The organism is Marinomonas transparens (genome assembly GCF_016463975.1).
GTDB lineage: Bacteria > Pseudomonadota > Gammaproteobacteria > Pseudomonadales > Marinomonadaceae > Marinomonas > Marinomonas transparens.
This window is the reverse complement of sequence record NZ_JAEMNX010000021.1, coordinates 39327-54369: the sequence shown is the minus strand read 5'-3', so window position 1 is coordinate 54369 and position 15043 is coordinate 39327. Positions and strand designations below refer to the sequence as shown.

The window sequence follows — 15043 nt, the reverse complement described above, 5'->3', positions numbered from 1 at the left end:
GCACCGTAATATCAGTACGGTGCTTTTTAGCGCGGTAGCTAGTTACTTTGCTATTAAGCGAGCTGGGATTTCAATGCCTTGCTCACGATAGTATTTAGCAGCACCTGGGTGCAGTGGTACTGGAAGGCCAGCAATGGCTTTTTCAATAGACATCACTGCTGTCGCTTTATGAATCGCGCTTAAATACCCTAGGTTCTCATAAATGGATTTTGTTAGCTGGTAAACGTCTTCATCAGAAAGGTCTGCGCGAGCCGCTAGGAAGTTAGGTTGAGCGATGGTATTGATTGCTTTTGTTTGACCTGGGTAGGTATTGGCTGGAATCACATAACGAGTCCACAAATTGTAGCCGCCATTAGCGTCTTTCATTTGCTTATCCGTTAAATCCAGAACGGTCACTTTATCGCCCATGGAAGCATAGAGGCGAGTAACCGCACTAACAGGAACGCCTGCTGGTGTGTTCATGCCATCAATATTACCATTTTGCATCGCATCTGCGCTGGCTCCATAGCCCATGTAAGCAAGGTTGAATTTATCCGGGGTAATCTTTAAGCCATTAAGAAGTTGGCGACCAGAACCTTCTGTTCCTGAGTTCTTTTTACCAATCGAGAACTTATTACCGCTGCCTTCTAAGCCTTTTAAATCAGCAACGGTTCCTGTTTTAGCGAGATCAGACTTAAGCACAAAGTGTTCTACGTTCTGCCATAACATGGAAATAGAGCGTAGTTCAGTTTGTTTCCCAGAGCTCTTAAGTGGACCTTCACCATTCCATGCCCAAGCACCATATAGGCCTTGTAGAATGGCGAATTGAGCTTGGTTCTCGCGTAGTAATTTGATGTTTTCACCGGATCCCGCAGAACTGATAGCGGATAATGACAGGCCAAATTTAGGTTCGAGTTTAATTTTGCTTAATGTGGCAATCGCAACACCAACGGGGTAATAAGTACCACCAGTAGAAGCGGTTGCTAGAATGTAGTTACGGTTATCGGCAGCGCTTACATTGGTTGCTGATAAAGCAATAGCTGCAGCGGTTGCGCTAGAAAGAATGGCTTTGGTGACAAATCCCAATTTCATATTATTTTTCTCCGTTAATTAGGTTTTTTGATCAATGTATCTTATAGCTAATTTCGTGCCATAATCATATCTTAATGATTTAAAAGGGTATTTTTTTGTTTTTATGCTCCTCCTGTCTTTAATTTACTCTAATGGGCTATTTTTTGCTGATGGTTAGCTTATACCTATAGGCAGAAAATTGCTCATTATCAAAGGTAGCGCTATTCAATGACTGACGTGTTATTTTGATGGATAAGTTTTTGTGGTGAGCAAGATTTTGCCTATGGCTGGTGGAGAAGATTGGATGAAGCAGGATTATGATATCCGGGTTGTGTTGTTTGATTTAGGCAATGTTTTGGTGGATTTAGGGAGTATTGCCGAAATGCATACTATGCTGAATACCCATGGGGAAGAATCAGACGTTTGGCGTAAGTGGTTGCGTTCTCCTACCGTGGCAGCATTTGATTCGGGGCAGATTTCCTTTGATGAATTTGCTGAGCGTTTGCCCAAAGAGGTCGGTAGTCATTTATCAAAAGAGGCCTTTAAAGCCTCTTTTAAAGCTTGGCCAAAGGGACTTTTTGAGGGGGCGCTGGCGCTGGTCTCTGCAGTTAAACCCGAGTATCACAGGGCGATATTGTCGAATACCAATGCCGCCCATTGGGAGCGTTTGATGGATGAGATGGGACTTGCTGGGCATTTTCACAGTTATTACGCTTCTCACTTGGTCGGTTTGGTGAAACCTGATAGAGCAATTTATGATCATGTTTTAGATCAATTACAGATTGCTCCTGAACAGATACTATTCATTGATGATAATCAGTTGAATATTGATACGGCCAATGAGCTGGGTATGCAGGCCTATAGAGTGAAAGGGATAGTTGAAGCACGTACTGTGCTTGATGAATATGGGGTGTTATCGAGCTAGTATGGATAGTGATAACACAGAGGGAGCTGTGCGCAGTCTTAAGGCTGTAATATTATTTAATCTAGGGAGGTGAGATGAGTTTTTCTGATGGAAAATTTGCAGATATCTATTCACGGGTGCGACCGACGTATCCGGCTGAGCTTTACTATTGGTTATCCCAACAGGTAAGTTCACCCGGAGTCGCGTGGGATTGTGGTTGTGGAACGGGTCAGGCTTCTGTCGACTTGGCTGCTTATTTTGAAAAAGTAGAAGCTTCCGATATTTGTGAATCTCAAATAGCAAAAGCAACACCTCACCGTAAAATTCATTATCAGGTGTCTCCTGCTGAGCATACGCCGTATCCAGATGATTATTTTGATGTCATCTGTGTTGCTCATGCGATTCACTGGTTTGATTTAGAAGCATTTTGGCAAGAGGTTTGTCGAGTACTTAAACCCGGCGGTATTTTTGTTTGCTGGGGTTATAACGGGTTAGAGGTTGGAGAGCTAGAAGACAAAGCCATTACTGAACAGGTCATGCCATATCTGAAGGATTATTGGCCTCCTCAAAATGCATTGTTATGGAATGATTATAAAGACATTAAGTTTCCTTTTACACCTTTGGAAGTGCCATCTTTTGAACTAACTTGCTCATGGTCATTGACCCAAATGCTTGATTTTATTCGCTCTTGGTCTGCTTCTCAATTACGCATAGAAGATTGTGGTGATGGCTTTCTATCCGAAGCGGATGCTATTCTTCGTGCTGTTTGGGCCGAGCCTACTAAGAAGAGAGACATTCGATTACCTTTTTTTGTGAAAGCAGGTCGAGTGGTTTAAATCTTCTCTTTTTTTAAGACTAAAGTGGAATAGATTGAAGAGCTTAAAACGCTGATAGTTAATTGAGGGAAGGTAGCAATAAGTTCTCTTGTTTCAGTATCCTAATAATAAATTTAACAATGGAGCGGGTTATGACATCGTTATATAGCGCAACCTCAAATGAGGCAGCAAAAAATGCAAATGTAAGCCAAGAAGAGTTTGAAAGACGCTATCAAGAGTCGATTACAAATCCAGATACTTTTTGGGGGAAAGAAGGGCTGCGTTTAGATTGGTTTACACCTTATACCAAGGTTAAAAATACCTCCTTTCAGCGAGGGGATGTCAGTATTAAATGGTTTGAAGATGGTGAACTTAATGTGGCGTACAATTGTATTGACCGTCATTTAGCAACCTCTGCTAATAAAGTTGCCTATTACTGTGAAGGCGATGTAGAGAGCTCTGAAAAGGTCGCCATTACCTATCAAACATTACATGATGAAGTTGGCCGTTTGGCTAATCTATTGAAACGTCAAGGTATTAAAAAAGGCGATCGAGTCGCTATTTATATGCCAATGATTCCTCAAGCCGTCTATAGCATGTTGGCCTGTGCTCGTATTGGTGCCATTCATTCTGTGATTTTTGGCGGTTTTTCGGCCCATGCTATTGCAGATCGTCTTAACGATTGTGGTGTTAAATTAGTTATTACTGCGGATGAAGGTCGCCGAGCGGGTAATACGATTCCTCTTAAGCATAATGTTGATATGGCATTAGATAATAATGCTTGCCCTACGGTTGAAACCGTCTTGGTGTATCGTTATACACAAAAAGATGTGCCTTGGTTTGACGGTCGAGATTTAGATTGGCAATCGGCTGCTAAGCAAGAAAGTACCGAATGTCCTGCGCAAGCAATGAAGGCAGAAGACCCGCTTTTTATTCTTTATACTTCTGGCTCTACTGGTAAGCCAAAAGGCGTCGTTCATACGACAGGCGGTTATTTAGTTTATGCCGCTATGACCCATGAGTTGGTGTTTGACCTAAAACCTGATGATGTGTACTGGTGTGCTGCTGATGTAGGCTGGATCACCGGTCATAGCTATATGGTTTATGGTCCGTTAGCTAACTGTACGACGAGTATCTTATTTGAGGGTGTTCCGACTTTTCCAGACTCCGGTCGAATTGGCCGCGTAGTGGATAAATTTAACGTCACTATCTTGTATACCGCTCCAACGGCTATTCGCGCTTTGATGTCAAAAGGTGAGGAAGCTTTCAGTTCGAGTAAGCGTGACTCATTACGTATACTTGGCAGCGTAGGAGAGCCAATCAATCCAGAGGCTTGGACTTGGTATTATAATAAAATAGGTAATGCTTCTTGCCCGATTGTCGACACTTGGTGGCAAACCGAGACGGGTGGCATGATGATGACGCCACGAATTGTACAGCCTGATATTAAGCCGGGGTCTTGTACTGGGCCTTTATTCGGTGTGCAGCCAGCACTGGTTGATGCACAAGGGACGTTACTGGATGCTCAAGGGGTACAGGTAGATGGTGGCTTGGTCATTACCGACTCTTGGCCGGGGCAAGCTCGTACTGTATATGGTGATCATGAGCGTTTTGAACAGACTTATTTTAGCACCTTTGATGGTATGTACTTTACCGGAGATGGGGCATCACGGGATGCAGATGGTCATTACTGGATTACTGGCCGTATGGATGATGTATTAAATGTTTCTGGCCACCGTTTAGGCACAGCTGAAATTGAAAGTGCGCTGGTGGCTCACCCTTCTGTCGCTGAAGCAGCCATTGTTGGTTATCCCCACGATATTAAAGGGCAGGGGATTTATGTTTATGTCAGTGCGATTGCTGGGGTAACACCAGATGAAGAACTGACCAAATCTTTGAAGCAGTTTGTGCGTCAAGAAATAGGTCCTATTGCCACACCCGACTTAATTCAATGGGCAAGTAAAGGTCTGCCAAAAACGCGCTCCGGTAAAATAATGCGCCGCATTTTGAGAAAAATTGCCGCTAACGAACATGATCAATTAGGGGACACAAGCACACTAGCGGATCCAAGTGTGGTTGATGATTTGATCGAGAACCGTTTAAATGTATGACATCTTATACCTTGTTAAAGGATAGGCAATGATTTCACTTGTTATTGCAGATGATCATCCCTTATTCCGTAGTGCGCTAAGTGGCGCACTACGGTCTGAAATAAACGGTATTGTGATAGTTGAAGCTTATGACCTAGATTCGACTTTGCAAGCTTTAGAGAGCGTTAACGATCTTGATTTGCTACTACTGGATTTAAATATGCCGGGCAGTGGTGACTTGTATGGTTTAATTCGAATACGTAAAGACTTTCCAGATGTGCCTGTGGCCGTTATTTCAGGCAGTGAAGATAGTGTTATGGTGGCCAAGGTAATAGATGCTGGCGCATTGGGCTTTATTCCAAAAACCAGTGAACCTGCTACCTATGTGCAAGCCATTAACGCTATTCTTGCTGGCGACATCTGGTTGCCAGAAGGTCTTAAAACAGAAATTGCCAATCACCCTAAACCGGACTTGTCTATGCAGCATAGAGTGGCGGAATTAACGCCTCAACAGTACAAGGTTTTGTGTTATCTACATGAAGGGTTATTGAATAAGCAGATTGCTTATGAATTATCGATTTCTGAGGCAACGGTCAAGGCTCACATTACTGCTATATTTCGCAAACTTGAGATTAATAACCGTACACAGGCAGTATTAGTAGCAAGTGAGTTGAAATTGCAAATGATGGCCTCTACTTAGTTTTTTCGTTTTCTGAACGGTGTTCATTACATTGGCAAGGGGGAACCGGATCCATTCCTCCCTCGTGCCAAGGGTGGCACTTTGACAGCCTTTTTAAGCCTAAATAAACTCCCTTTATTACCCCAAAGCGTTCAATGGCTTGAATCATGTACTGAGAGCAGCTGGGATAAAATCGACAGTTATTACCTAACAAGGGACTGATAATTAGCTGATAGCCTCTTACGAGTAAAATAAAAAAACGTTGCATCATAATAAAGTTGTTCGTTAGCGATGGGGTGCTGCCATTCTTGTGTATAAAATAGTATCTATTTGGTATTGTACAGAAAACCTAAGAAAGAACGTATTTTATGTCTGATCGTCACCTTACTCTTGATGCGACGCAAGTTGTTGCTTACCAGGGCGAACCTGGAGCTTATTCTCACCTTGCTTGTAAACATACCTTTCCTGATTTGATGAGTGTTCACTGTGCTACCTTTGTGGATGCTTTACAGATGGTGGAAAGGGGCGACGCCTATTACGCCATGATCCCCGTTGAGAACTCGACCGCAGGTCGAGTTGAGGAAATTTATAGGGAGTTAAGACGCACGCAATTGTATGTGGTGAAAGAGCATTTTGAGCCAGTAAATCATTGCTTGATAGCAAGACATTCAATGACGATAGATCAAGTTACTCGAGTCGGTAGCCATCCTCAAGCGCTGGCCCAATGTGATACAAATATTAAGGCTTTAGGGGCTAAAAGTGTGGATATGTATGACACGGCTGGTGCGGCAAAACACATTGCTGAAGTCGACGAACCGGGATTGGCGGTTATCTCATCGGAATTAGCCGCCGAACTTTATGGTTTACATGTTCTTAAAACTCATTTTAACGACAGAGAAGGGAATACCACCCGTTTTTTGGTTTTTTCGCAGCAACAAAAAATGCCGATTTATGACGAGTTCACAACTTACATTACTTCTTTTATGTTTCGTGTGCGTAATATTCCAGCGGCGTTATATAAAGCAATGGGCGGTTTTGCGACAAATGGTATCAACATGTTGAAACTAGAAAGCTATATGGTGAATGGCCATTTTACTGCGACACAATTCTATGTGGATGTCGAAGCCCATTTTCAAGATCCAGCCATGCAGAGAGCATTGGAGGAGTTGCGCTTCTTTTCTGAGGATGTACGCATGTTGGGAACCTATTACGCGGATGAATTTCGCTTACAGCAAGGCTGAGTGTATCCTTTTAGGTAGGGGCCTTATTTGTTTAAAAAACGTCTCACTAGGCTGGTAAAAGGTACGGGTTTTTCAGCATGGAGCCAATGGCCTGTATCGGGGATCATTTTGAAGCTGGCATTGGGGAAGAGGCTCATGATGCTTTGCTGATAATCTGCGATGATGTAGTCAGAGTTTTCACCTTTAATGAAAAGTGTCGGCGTATTAATTGGTTTGTTGATTTCGGGTTTCTTCAAGATAGTTTGATAGCTATTCGCGATGTTTTCTCGAGCAATGCCCAGTTTAAAACCTCGTTCATTGCGCTCTAGGTTTTTTAGTAAAAACTGTCTAATGGGAGCGCTGGGTTCGTATTCGCTTAATAGTCTATCCGCTTGTTGGCGAGATTGAATATCTGCCTCATCAATGGTTTTTAAACCTTCAAAAATTTTAGTGTGACTTGCTTGATAATCAACAGGTGACATATCTGCAATAATAAGTTTGCTAACCTGATCTGTCGCTTGTGCTGCTATTTGCATGGCTACCTTTCCACCCATGGAATGACCCAAAAGAGAAAAATGAGTGATGCCAGCTTGTTTTGTCCACTCAAGAATGGCATTTGCCATATTAGGGTAAGTGGCATTTATCATAGGGGCTGATTTGCCATGGTTGGGAAGGTCTATGCAATAGACGGTAACGTCTTTACTTAAGGTCTGGGCGATGGAGTGCCAGTTATCCGCATTACCAAATAAACCATGGATAACAATAAGATTAGGGCCAGAGGAACCATATTGCTTTGCGTGTATCATAATGACCTTATTGGTAAATATTGTAGATGGCTATTGTAACAAGTTGCTAGTTTCTCGTCTTGTTAGAAAGTAGTCTGCTTATCCATTTCGTTGTTAGGTAAAGGTTTCATTATGTTGGATCGGTTCTTTATTAAACATCTTAAGCAGCCCTTGCATAGAGTGGCTTTACAGCTAGATGAAAGAGGGGTGAAGGCCAATCATGTGACGATTGTTGGCTTTGTCTTGGGCATGCTTTGCATACCGGCTTTAGCTCAACAGAGTTATGGTTTTGCGCTCTTCTTTATTGTCATAAACCGATTAATGGATGGTCTAGATGGCGCAGTGGCAAGGGTTCAAGAACCGACGGATTTGGGTGGCTATTTAGATATTACGCTAGATTTTATTTTTTATTCGGCGGTGATTTTTGGCTTTGCCTTAGCTGATTCTACTCAGAATGCGTTAGCAGCGAGTTTTTTAATTTTCTCCTTTATGGGCACAGGTAGTAGCTTTTTAGCTTTTGCCATTATGGCTGAAAAGCGAAAGATAGAACGTTTAGAGTACGGTAAAAAGTCCTTGTATTTTTTGGGGGGACTAGCAGAAGGTACAGAAACGATTGTGTTTTTAGTGGTTATTTGCCTAATACCTGAGCACTTTTCGCTTTTAGCTTATGTGTTTGGAGGGATTTGTTGGATAACAACGGCAACCCGGATTTATGCGGGTTACCGTACACTTAGTTAGCAACCGTTAGTTGGCAAAAAAGGCAATCTCAATGTCGCTTTTTACGATAGCGCAGCAGGCGAGTAGGTAACCGCTTTGTACCCACGCGAGAGGTTCAGAAGGGTAGCTCACATGGCCCCATAATAATTTTATGGAGCAAGAAGAGCAGTAGCCTTCACGGCACTGGTACTCAACATGAATGCCAGCTCGCTCAAGTTGAGCCAATAAGGGTTCATCTTCAGTCACTAGGATTTGCTGTTTACCTAGCAGTACCCGATGAACCTTCTCTGATCGTTGCAGCGAGGTCTGTTTAGAGGTCGAAGTCATCAAAGTCAGAGTCATCCAAGCTATTATCAGTTTGTCCAACTAGATAAGAACTGATTTCGGCTTCTTGAGGCGCTACCTGTACGTTATCGCTGACTAACCAAGCATTAATCCAAGGAATTGGGTTATGTTTCGTCTCGAAGTGGGTATCAAGCCCAACGGCTTGCATACGTACGTTAGTAATATATTCGACATATTGACCTAAGATTTCGGCGTTTAGCCCTATCATTGAGCCATCTTTGAACAGATAGGTTGCCCATTCTTTCTCTTGTTGGGCTGCTTCAATAAAGATGTTACGCATATTTTCTTTGCATTCTGCTGCAATCGTAGCCATTTCAGGGTCATCCTTGCCGGATGCCATTAGATTTAGCATATGTTGAGTGCCAGTAAGGTGTAGGGCTTCATCACGGGCAATCAGTTTGATGATCTTGGCGTTGCCTTCCATTAGTGTGCGTTCTGCAAAACCGAAACTACAAGCAAAACTGACGTAAAAACGTACGGCCTCTAAAACATTGACTGAAGCGACTGTGAGGTAGAGGGCTTTTTTCAATGCTTTCATTGAAATTTCAATATCGCCTTTACCTGGAATGTTGAAAGTGCCCAATCCCATAGTGTTGTAAATATTGACCATTTCAATCAGTTGGTCATAGTACTTAGAGACACTGTCCGCCCGCTTGGTAATTTCTTTGTTGGTGACGATATCGTCAAAAATGACCGTTGGGTCGTTGACGATGTTACGAATAATATGAGTATAAGAGCGACTATGAATGGTTTCGCTGAAAGACCAGGTTTCTATCCAGGTCTCTAGTTCAGGCAAAGAGACAATAGGCAGTAGGGCGACGTTTGGTGAGCGGCCTTGCACACTGTCTAGTAGGGTTTGGTATTTTAGGTTGCTTAAGAATATGTGTTGTTCATGTTCTTCTAATCTTTGGAAGTCTTTACGATCTGTTGATAGGTCAACTTCTTCTGGTCGCCAGAAAAAAGACAATTGTTTTTCGATCAGTTTTTCAAAGATGGGGTGCTTTTGCTGATCATAGCGAGCAACGTTGACGTTTTCACCAAAGAACATAGGTTCTTTTGTACTATCGAAGTGTTTTCGGTTAAAAGTCGAGTAACTCATTTCTCAGGATATTCCTCAAAAGCGTAAGAGATTCTTCTTGGGAGAAGGTCTTAGGTATTAATCGTTTTTCAATAGAGGGTTAAACGTAGCAAAGCCTCATTTGAAGGAGGCTTTGCTTTATTTAAATAACCCGCTGGCTATATTTTACAAGCGCCGCCAGCACAATCGTCCATGTCTTCTTGCTTATCATCAGCACCATCGCGGGTGTTGTGGTAGTAAAGTGTTTTGACACCTAACTTATAAGCCGTTAGCAAATCCTTCAGAATAATTTTCATTGGGACTTTTTGTGATTCGAATTTTTGTGGATCGTAGTTGGTGTTGGCAGAGATTGCTTGGTCGACAAACTTTTGCATGATACCGACTAGCTGTAGATAGCCATCATTAGATGGAATGGTCCAAAGTAGCTCGTAGTTGTCTTTTAGACGTTCAAACTCTGGCACAACTTGCTTTAAAATACCGTCTTTACTGGCCTTAACAGAAACAAAACCACGTGGAGGTTCAATGCCGTTAGTTGCGTTGCTAATCTGAGAGGACGTTTCAGATGGCATCAAGGCCGTGAGCGTTGAGTTACGTAAGCCATGCTCAACGATGTCACTACGTAGGGTTTCCCAATCCAAGAAGAGTTCATTAGACACTATACTGTCGATTTCGCTCTTATAAGAGTCGATGGGTAAGATGCCTTTTGAATAGGTTGTCTCATTGAAAGCCAAGCAAGGTCCAAGTTCTTTAGACAGTTTATTAGAGGCTTTCAATAAGTAGTATTGAATGGCTTCAAAGGTTTTATGAGTGAGTGCGTTAGCACTACCATCAGAGTATTTCACGCCATTCTTCGCTAGGTAATAAGCGTAGTTGATTACTCCGACTCCTAGAGTACGACGCATTTCTGTTGCGCGTTGTGCGGCTGGAATTGGGTAATTTTGATAATCTAGCAAAGCATCTAGGGCGCGAACGACTAGCTCGGATAACTCTTCTAGTTCATCTAGGCTTTCAAGAGCACCAAGGTTAAAGGCAGACAGGGTGCAAAGGGCGATTTCTCCTTCTGGATCGTCAACACGGTTTAACGGCTTAGTAGGAAGCGCAATCTCTAGGCACAGGTTGCTTTGTTTGACAGGGGCTACCGCAGGGTCAAACGGACTGTGAGTATTACAGTGATCGACGTTTTGTAGGTAGATGCGGCCTGTGCTAGCGCGTTCAGAAGCAAACAAAGTGAAAAGCTCGGAGGCTTTAATGGTTTGCTTACGAATAGAATCATCTTGTTCATACAAGGTATATAAACGATCAAACTCTTCTTGGTCGGCAAAGAAAGCATCGTATAGGCCGGGAACATCCGATGGGCTGAAGAGAGTGATGTTGCCGCCCTTAATCAAGCGTTGATACATCAAACGGTTAAATTGTACGCCGTAATCTAGGTGGCGAACGCGGTTTTCTTCAACACCACGGTTGTTTTTAAGTACCAACAGACTTTCTACTTCAAGGTGCCATATTGGGTAAAAAACAGTGGCAGCGCCACCACGGACACCACCTTGAGAACAACTTTTTACCGCTGTTTGGAAGTGTTTGTAGAATGGAATGCAGCCAGTGTGGAAGGCTTCTCCGCCGCGAATTGGGCTGCCTAAAGCTCGAATCGCTCCTGCATTCACGCCGATTCCCGCACGTTGACTCACATACTTAACAATGGCGCTGGATGTAGCGTTAATCGAATCTAAAGAGTCACCACATTCAATGAGTACACAGCTACTGAATTGGCGTGTTGGGGTACGGATACCTGACATGATAGGCGTCGGCAAAGACAGCTTGAACTGAGACGCCGCATCGTAGAAACGACGGATAAGATCCAGTCTGGTGGTTTTGTCGTAGCCGGCAAACAAACAAGCGGCAACAAGGATATAAATAAACTGAGGGCTTTCGTAGATTTCACCTGTGACTCGGTTTTGTACCAAGTATTTACCTTCTAACTGCTTTACTGCCGCATAGGAGAAGTTCATATCACGGGAATGATCGATAAAGCTGTTTAGTTGGTCAAAGTCTTCAACAGAATAATCTTTCAGCAAGTGCTCATCATAACGGCCCTGCTCAACAAGGTTTTGCACATGTTTATGTAAGTGAGGAGGTTCAAAATCACCAAAGGCTTTTTTGCGTAAATGGAAGATGGCAAGACGAGCAGACAGGTATTGGTAATCTGGTGTGTTTTCAGATATCAAATCAGCAGCAGATTTGATTAAGGTCTCGTGTATGTCGGTAGTTCGGATACCTTCAAAAAACTGAATTTGTGCTTTTAACTCAACTTGGGAAACAGAGACATTGTCGAGACCTTCAGCGGCCCAAGTAATGACTTTATGAATCTTTTCAAGATTGATGTTTTCGGTCGTACCGTTACGCTTAGTAACTGTGAGAGTACTCATGCCTTAAGTTCCCGTCCGTGCTTTGTAAGAAAAGAGGTGTTTTTACTGTATCTAGTGTTTGTTTGTCTATCAACATACTACATATAGTGTGTTGGCAGATAATATGTAACGAACAATAGAGCGCATTTAGGTGAAAATCAAGGCTTGAATTTCGCTCTAAAATAGGCTCGGAGTAGGTATCTAAGTGGTTACTTACTTTGTTCGCCTTAAGAAGCGTAAGCTTGACAATAGGCAAGTTCAGAATGCCTATTTAAGGAATTTTTAATTCGTTTTTTTATGTAAAAAAACGATAAGTTGGCATGCTCAAAAATGGATCAAGAGAAATGTGTTAGCACCATTTTGACAGAGGCCACTAAAGTAAACAAAAAGACTTGATGCATCAAGTAGATAGGTAAAGCATGTCGCCCCATAAAGGTCATTATTCTGATAAAAAAGTGATTCGGAATGGGGCATTTATGCCAATTTAGATAACCCAGTAATGGACCAATCAAAACAACGCCAACCCAAGGAAAAGGAAACAGAATGTCCAAAGTACGTTGTGGTAAATGGATGTATTGACTGATGGTGGTAAAGGCATGGGGGAAGTGCAGCCAACTGCTGGTGTGGTAAATAACTAGAATACTGGCTCCAATTAAGGCCGATAAAATTGGTTTGTGGGCAAGTGGTCTAACAAGCAGTGAGGCAATAAAAATAAAATGCAGTATGCCGAAATAGATCCATTGTTCGGGGATGGCTAAGTAGGTGGCTAATGAGATTGCCACAGCGGAAAAAAAAAGTTTTGCATCACGTTGCCACCAAGCGCGTTTTTTTGAGCTGCCGAGAGTGAGATAGGCAGACCAGCCCACGGCACTTAAAAAAAGCGTTAGAATGATGCTTCGAAATGCAACCCAGAATGGGTCGTATATGGAGTAGTCCATAAAGCCAAAATTCAATAAATCCCAGCAAAAATGAAACACTATCATTAATAAAACTGCAGTGCCTCGATAAACATCTAAGAACGCACTGCGTTTTTTGGTGGAGACATTGTCGATAATTGGCATTGGAGCTCGAAATGAATGATTAGAGGGATATTCGGCCATCATACCGATACTCATTTTCGAGCTCAAGCTAACAAGGGGTTATGCTAGCGTTGTTTTAGGGGGTATTTATGGTTTGTTAGGAAGCGTCGCATCAAGAGCGAAAGAATTAGCCTGATCTTACGCAGTTGTTATGCAACCTATTACATAACAACTAGGCTCGATAAGACTTTATTTAGCTATGCTTAAGGGGCTTTACGGGTTCTAATCCAGTTATGTTCTTTTTGGGTATAACAAAGTCTGTCATGTAAACGGCTTGGCCTCCCTTGCCAAAATTCAATGAAATTTGGCTTGAGAAGGTAACCGCCCCAGTTGTCTGGGCAGGGGACTTCTTGATCTACAAAAGCCTGCTCTTGTTGCTCGAATGCCTCTTTTAAAACGTCACGACTGGCTATTTCAGCGCTTTGCTTTGAAGTTCGTGCCGCTAATTGACTGGCTCTTGGACGACTGGCGAAATAGCTTGTTGATACCTCTCGAGAGACTTTTTCTATTCTGCCTTCGATACGGATTTGACGAGATAGGGCGGGCCAAAAGAAGGTCATGCTGGCTTTATTATTGAGGGCGAGTTGTTGGCCTTTTTCGCTATCGTAATTAGTGAAAAAGGAGAAGCCAGCCTCATTACGTTGTTTTAACAGCACCACTCTTGAGTGTGGTTGACCGTCTGCATCGACACTGCTTAATACCATAGCCGTTGGATCATCGGGGCAAGAGTCAATTGCTTTATCTAACCAAGTATCGAACAAGGCTAAAGGGTCTAGTCCTGCAGTGTCTTCTAGAAGATCATCGAATTGATAGTCTCGGCGGATAGAGTGAAGGTCTCGGTTCATGATTAAATCCGGTAAGTGGTTGTGGTCATGACTTTAGATACTTGAGTCATGATTGACATGATGGGTTTTGGAAACACATAACCGCCTGAATTTAAGGCAGCTTGTTTATGCTTAGCTTCGTCAATATGCATTTGAGTTAAGACGGCTTTGCTCTTTTCATCTTGTATTGGTAAAGCCATCATATGTTTTTCAAGGTGTACGCATACCTGATCTTCTGTTGCTGCCACAAAGCCTAAACTTAATTTATCGCTAATGAGGCCCGCGCCTGCACCAATTATAAAAGATGCACTATAAAAAAGAGGGTTAAATAGGCTTGGTTTACTACCCAAATCATAAAGGCGTTGTTCGCACCAGACTAAATGGTCGATCTCTTCTTGAGCGGCATGTTCCATTTCTTCTCTAACGGATTCGAGTTTAGCTGTGCTTGCCTGCCCTGCATACAGTGCTTGGGCGCACACTTCTCCAGTATGGTTGATTCTCATCAAGCCTGAGGCATGTTGGCGCTCTGCTTGATCTAACTCTGCTCCTGCAAGTGAATCTGCAGGAGAAGGGCGTGATGCTTGGGCGGCATGGGGCACTAGTGTTTGTAAGGCCCGATCAAGTTGTAGTATGGCTTTATCAATAAAAGAGATCACTTTGTTTCCTTAGGTTTAACCTGGTGGCCAAGTCATTGAGCGGCCGCCTAGTACGTGCATGTGGATATGGTAGACAGTTTGACCACCCATTTCATTACAGTTCATGACTACTCGATAACCTGCCTCACTGATGCCTTTTTGCTTGGCTACTTTAGCGGCGATTATTTGTAGTTTTCCGACTACTGGTGCGTCTTCATCCGTGAGGTCATTTAAGGTGCTAATGTGGCGCTTAGGGATCACCAGAAAATGAGAGGGGGCAGCTGGCATAATATCTTCAAAGGCAATCACATCATCATCTTCGTATAACAGGGTAGCTGGAATATCACCATTAACCAGTTTGCAAAATATACAGTCCATACGGCTTCCTTATTGAGTATTATTCAAGGTTTGATAAAGTGC

At 42.9% G+C, this 15043-nt stretch carries 16 protein-coding genes; 6 read left to right on the top strand and 10 right to left on the bottom strand.

Features of this window, described 5'->3' with window-relative positions:
• Positions 1-42: 42 nt before the first annotated feature.
• On the bottom strand, positions 43-1071 hold the full coding sequence (locus I8J31_RS15865) for a TAXI family TRAP transporter solute-binding subunit (RefSeq protein WP_199469556.1): 1029 nt from the start codon (positions 1069-1071) through the stop codon (positions 43-45).
• Between the two features lie 244 nt (positions 1072-1315).
• Here I8J31_RS15865 and I8J31_RS15860 point away from each other — a divergent pair, with 244 nt between their 5' ends.
• From I8J31_RS15860 to I8J31_RS15845, 4 genes are all read left to right on the top strand, one after another.
• Positions 1316-1975 carry an HAD family hydrolase gene (locus I8J31_RS15860; protein WP_325101215.1) on the top strand — a complete coding sequence of 220 codons (660 nt, stop codon included), beginning with the start codon at positions 1316-1318 and terminating at the stop codon, positions 1973-1975.
• A 74-nt stretch (positions 1976-2049) separates the two neighbouring features.
• Entirely contained in the window at positions 2050-2790 is a 741-nt protein-coding gene (locus I8J31_RS15855; RefSeq protein ID WP_199469555.1) for a class I SAM-dependent methyltransferase, read from the top strand.
• Positions 2791-2921: 131 nt separating this feature from the next.
• Complete coding sequence (gene acs, locus I8J31_RS15850; protein WP_199469554.1) at positions 2922-4880, top strand: acetate--CoA ligase; 1959 nt, start codon at positions 2922-2924, stop codon at positions 4878-4880.
• 28 nt (positions 4881-4908) lie between these two features.
• Positions 4909-5559 carry a LuxR C-terminal-related transcriptional regulator gene (locus I8J31_RS15845; RefSeq protein ID WP_199469553.1) on the top strand — a complete coding sequence of 217 codons (651 nt, stop codon included), beginning with the start codon at positions 4909-4911 and terminating at the stop codon, positions 5557-5559.
• Here I8J31_RS15845 and yidD read toward each other — a convergent pair.
• Positions 5552-5806: a membrane protein insertion efficiency factor YidD gene (gene yidD / locus I8J31_RS15840; RefSeq protein ID WP_199469608.1), complete on the bottom strand. Its 255-nt coding sequence runs from the start codon at positions 5804-5806 to the stop codon at positions 5552-5554. The two genes, I8J31_RS15845 and yidD, sit on opposite strands and share 8 nt — an antisense overlap.
• 100 nt (positions 5807-5906) lie before the next feature.
• Here yidD and I8J31_RS15835 point away from each other — a divergent pair, with 100 nt between their 5' ends.
• A complete protein-coding gene (locus I8J31_RS15835; RefSeq protein WP_199469552.1) occupies positions 5907-6779 on the top strand; it encodes a prephenate dehydratase in 873 nt (290 codons plus the stop codon).
• A 23-nt stretch (positions 6780-6802) separates the two neighbouring features.
• Here the strand turns inward: I8J31_RS15835 and I8J31_RS15830 are convergent, their stop codons facing one another.
• A complete protein-coding gene (locus I8J31_RS15830) occupies positions 6803-7564 on the bottom strand; it encodes an alpha/beta fold hydrolase (protein ID WP_199469551.1) in 762 nt (253 codons plus the stop codon).
• A 111-nt stretch (positions 7565-7675) separates the two neighbouring features.
• Between I8J31_RS15830 and I8J31_RS15825 the strand changes: the two genes are divergently transcribed.
• Complete coding sequence (locus I8J31_RS15825; protein WP_199469550.1) at positions 7676-8281, top strand: CDP-alcohol phosphatidyltransferase family protein; 606 nt, start codon at positions 7676-7678, stop codon at positions 8279-8281.
• 6 nt (positions 8282-8287) lie between these two features.
• Here the strand turns inward: I8J31_RS15825 and yfaE are convergent, their stop codons facing one another.
• The 7 genes from yfaE to I8J31_RS15790 all read right to left on the bottom strand — a co-directional run bounded on the left by yfaE (position 8288) and on the right by I8J31_RS15790 (position 15001).
• Entirely contained in the window at positions 8288-8587 is a 300-nt protein-coding gene (gene yfaE / locus I8J31_RS15820) for a class I ribonucleotide reductase maintenance protein YfaE (protein ID WP_199469607.1), read from the bottom strand.
• On the bottom strand, positions 8571-9704 hold the full coding sequence (gene nrdB, locus I8J31_RS15815; RefSeq protein WP_199469549.1) for a class Ia ribonucleoside-diphosphate reductase subunit beta: 1134 nt from the start codon (positions 9702-9704) through the stop codon (positions 8571-8573). Before nrdB ends, yfaE begins: the two co-directional genes overlap by 17 nt.
• Positions 9705-9841: 137 nt before the next feature.
• Complete coding sequence (nrdA, locus tag I8J31_RS15810) at positions 9842-12106, bottom strand: class 1a ribonucleoside-diphosphate reductase subunit alpha (protein WP_199469548.1); 2265 nt, start codon at positions 12104-12106, stop codon at positions 9842-9844.
• Between the two features lie 314 nt (positions 12107-12420).
• Positions 12421-13200: a heparan-alpha-glucosaminide N-acetyltransferase gene (locus I8J31_RS15805; protein ID WP_233402840.1), complete on the bottom strand. Its 780-nt coding sequence runs from the start codon at positions 13198-13200 to the stop codon at positions 12421-12423.
• Between the two features lie 167 nt (positions 13201-13367).
• Positions 13368-14009 (bottom strand): pyridoxamine 5'-phosphate oxidase, encoded by a 642-nt coding sequence (gene pdxH, locus I8J31_RS15800; RefSeq protein WP_199469547.1) that lies wholly within the window; start codon positions 14007-14009, stop codon positions 13368-13370.
• 2 nt (positions 14010-14011) lie between these two features.
• Entirely contained in the window at positions 14012-14644 is a 633-nt protein-coding gene (coq7, locus tag I8J31_RS15795) for a 2-polyprenyl-3-methyl-6-methoxy-1,4-benzoquinone monooxygenase (RefSeq protein ID WP_199469546.1), read from the bottom strand.
• Between the two features lie 15 nt (positions 14645-14659).
• On the bottom strand, positions 14660-15001 hold the full coding sequence (locus tag I8J31_RS15790) for a histidine triad nucleotide-binding protein (RefSeq protein WP_199469545.1): 342 nt from the start codon (positions 14999-15001) through the stop codon (positions 14660-14662).
• Positions 15002-15043: the final 42 nt, after the last annotated feature.

Bases quoted from the DNA above. Each gene is read 5' to 3' on its own strand.
- acs (WP_199469554.1), top strand. From the start codon at position 2,922: ATGACATCGTTATATAGCGCAACCTCAAATGAGGCAGCAAAAAATGCA.
- nrdA (WP_199469548.1), bottom strand. From the start codon at position 12,106: ATGAGTACTCTCACAGTTACTAAGCGTAACGGTACGACCGAAAACATC.
- yidD (WP_199469608.1), bottom strand. From the start codon at position 5,806: ATGCAACGTTTTTTTATTTTACTCGTAAGAGGCTATCAGCTAATTATC.
- I8J31_RS15865 (WP_199469556.1), bottom strand. From the start codon at position 1,071: ATGAAATTGGGATTTGTCACCAAAGCCATTCTTTCTAGCGCAACCGCT.
- yfaE (WP_199469607.1), bottom strand. From the start codon at position 8,587: ATGACTTCGACCTCTAAACAGACCTCGCTGCAACGATCAGAGAAGGTT.
- I8J31_RS15825 (WP_199469550.1), top strand. From the start codon at position 7,676: ATGTTGGATCGGTTCTTTATTAAACATCTTAAGCAGCCCTTGCATAGA.
- I8J31_RS15830 (WP_199469551.1), bottom strand. From the start codon at position 7,564: ATGATACACGCAAAGCAATATGGTTCCTCTGGCCCTAATCTTATTGTT.
- pdxH (WP_199469547.1), bottom strand. From the start codon at position 14,009: ATGAACCGAGACCTTCACTCTATCCGCCGAGACTATCAATTCGATGAT.
- I8J31_RS15855 (WP_199469555.1), top strand. From the start codon at position 2,050: ATGAGTTTTTCTGATGGAAAATTTGCAGATATCTATTCACGGGTGCGA.
- I8J31_RS15790 (WP_199469545.1), bottom strand. From the start codon at position 15,001: ATGGACTGTATATTTTGCAAACTGGTTAATGGTGATATTCCAGCTACC.
- I8J31_RS15845 (WP_199469553.1), top strand. From the start codon at position 4,909: ATGATTTCACTTGTTATTGCAGATGATCATCCCTTATTCCGTAGTGCG.
- I8J31_RS15835 (WP_199469552.1), top strand. From the start codon at position 5,907: ATGTCTGATCGTCACCTTACTCTTGATGCGACGCAAGTTGTTGCTTAC.
- I8J31_RS15805 (WP_233402840.1), bottom strand. From the start codon at position 13,200: ATGAGTATCGGTATGATGGCCGAATATCCCTCTAATCATTCATTTCGA.
- nrdB (WP_199469549.1), bottom strand. From the start codon at position 9,704: ATGAGTTACTCGACTTTTAACCGAAAACACTTCGATAGTACAAAAGAA.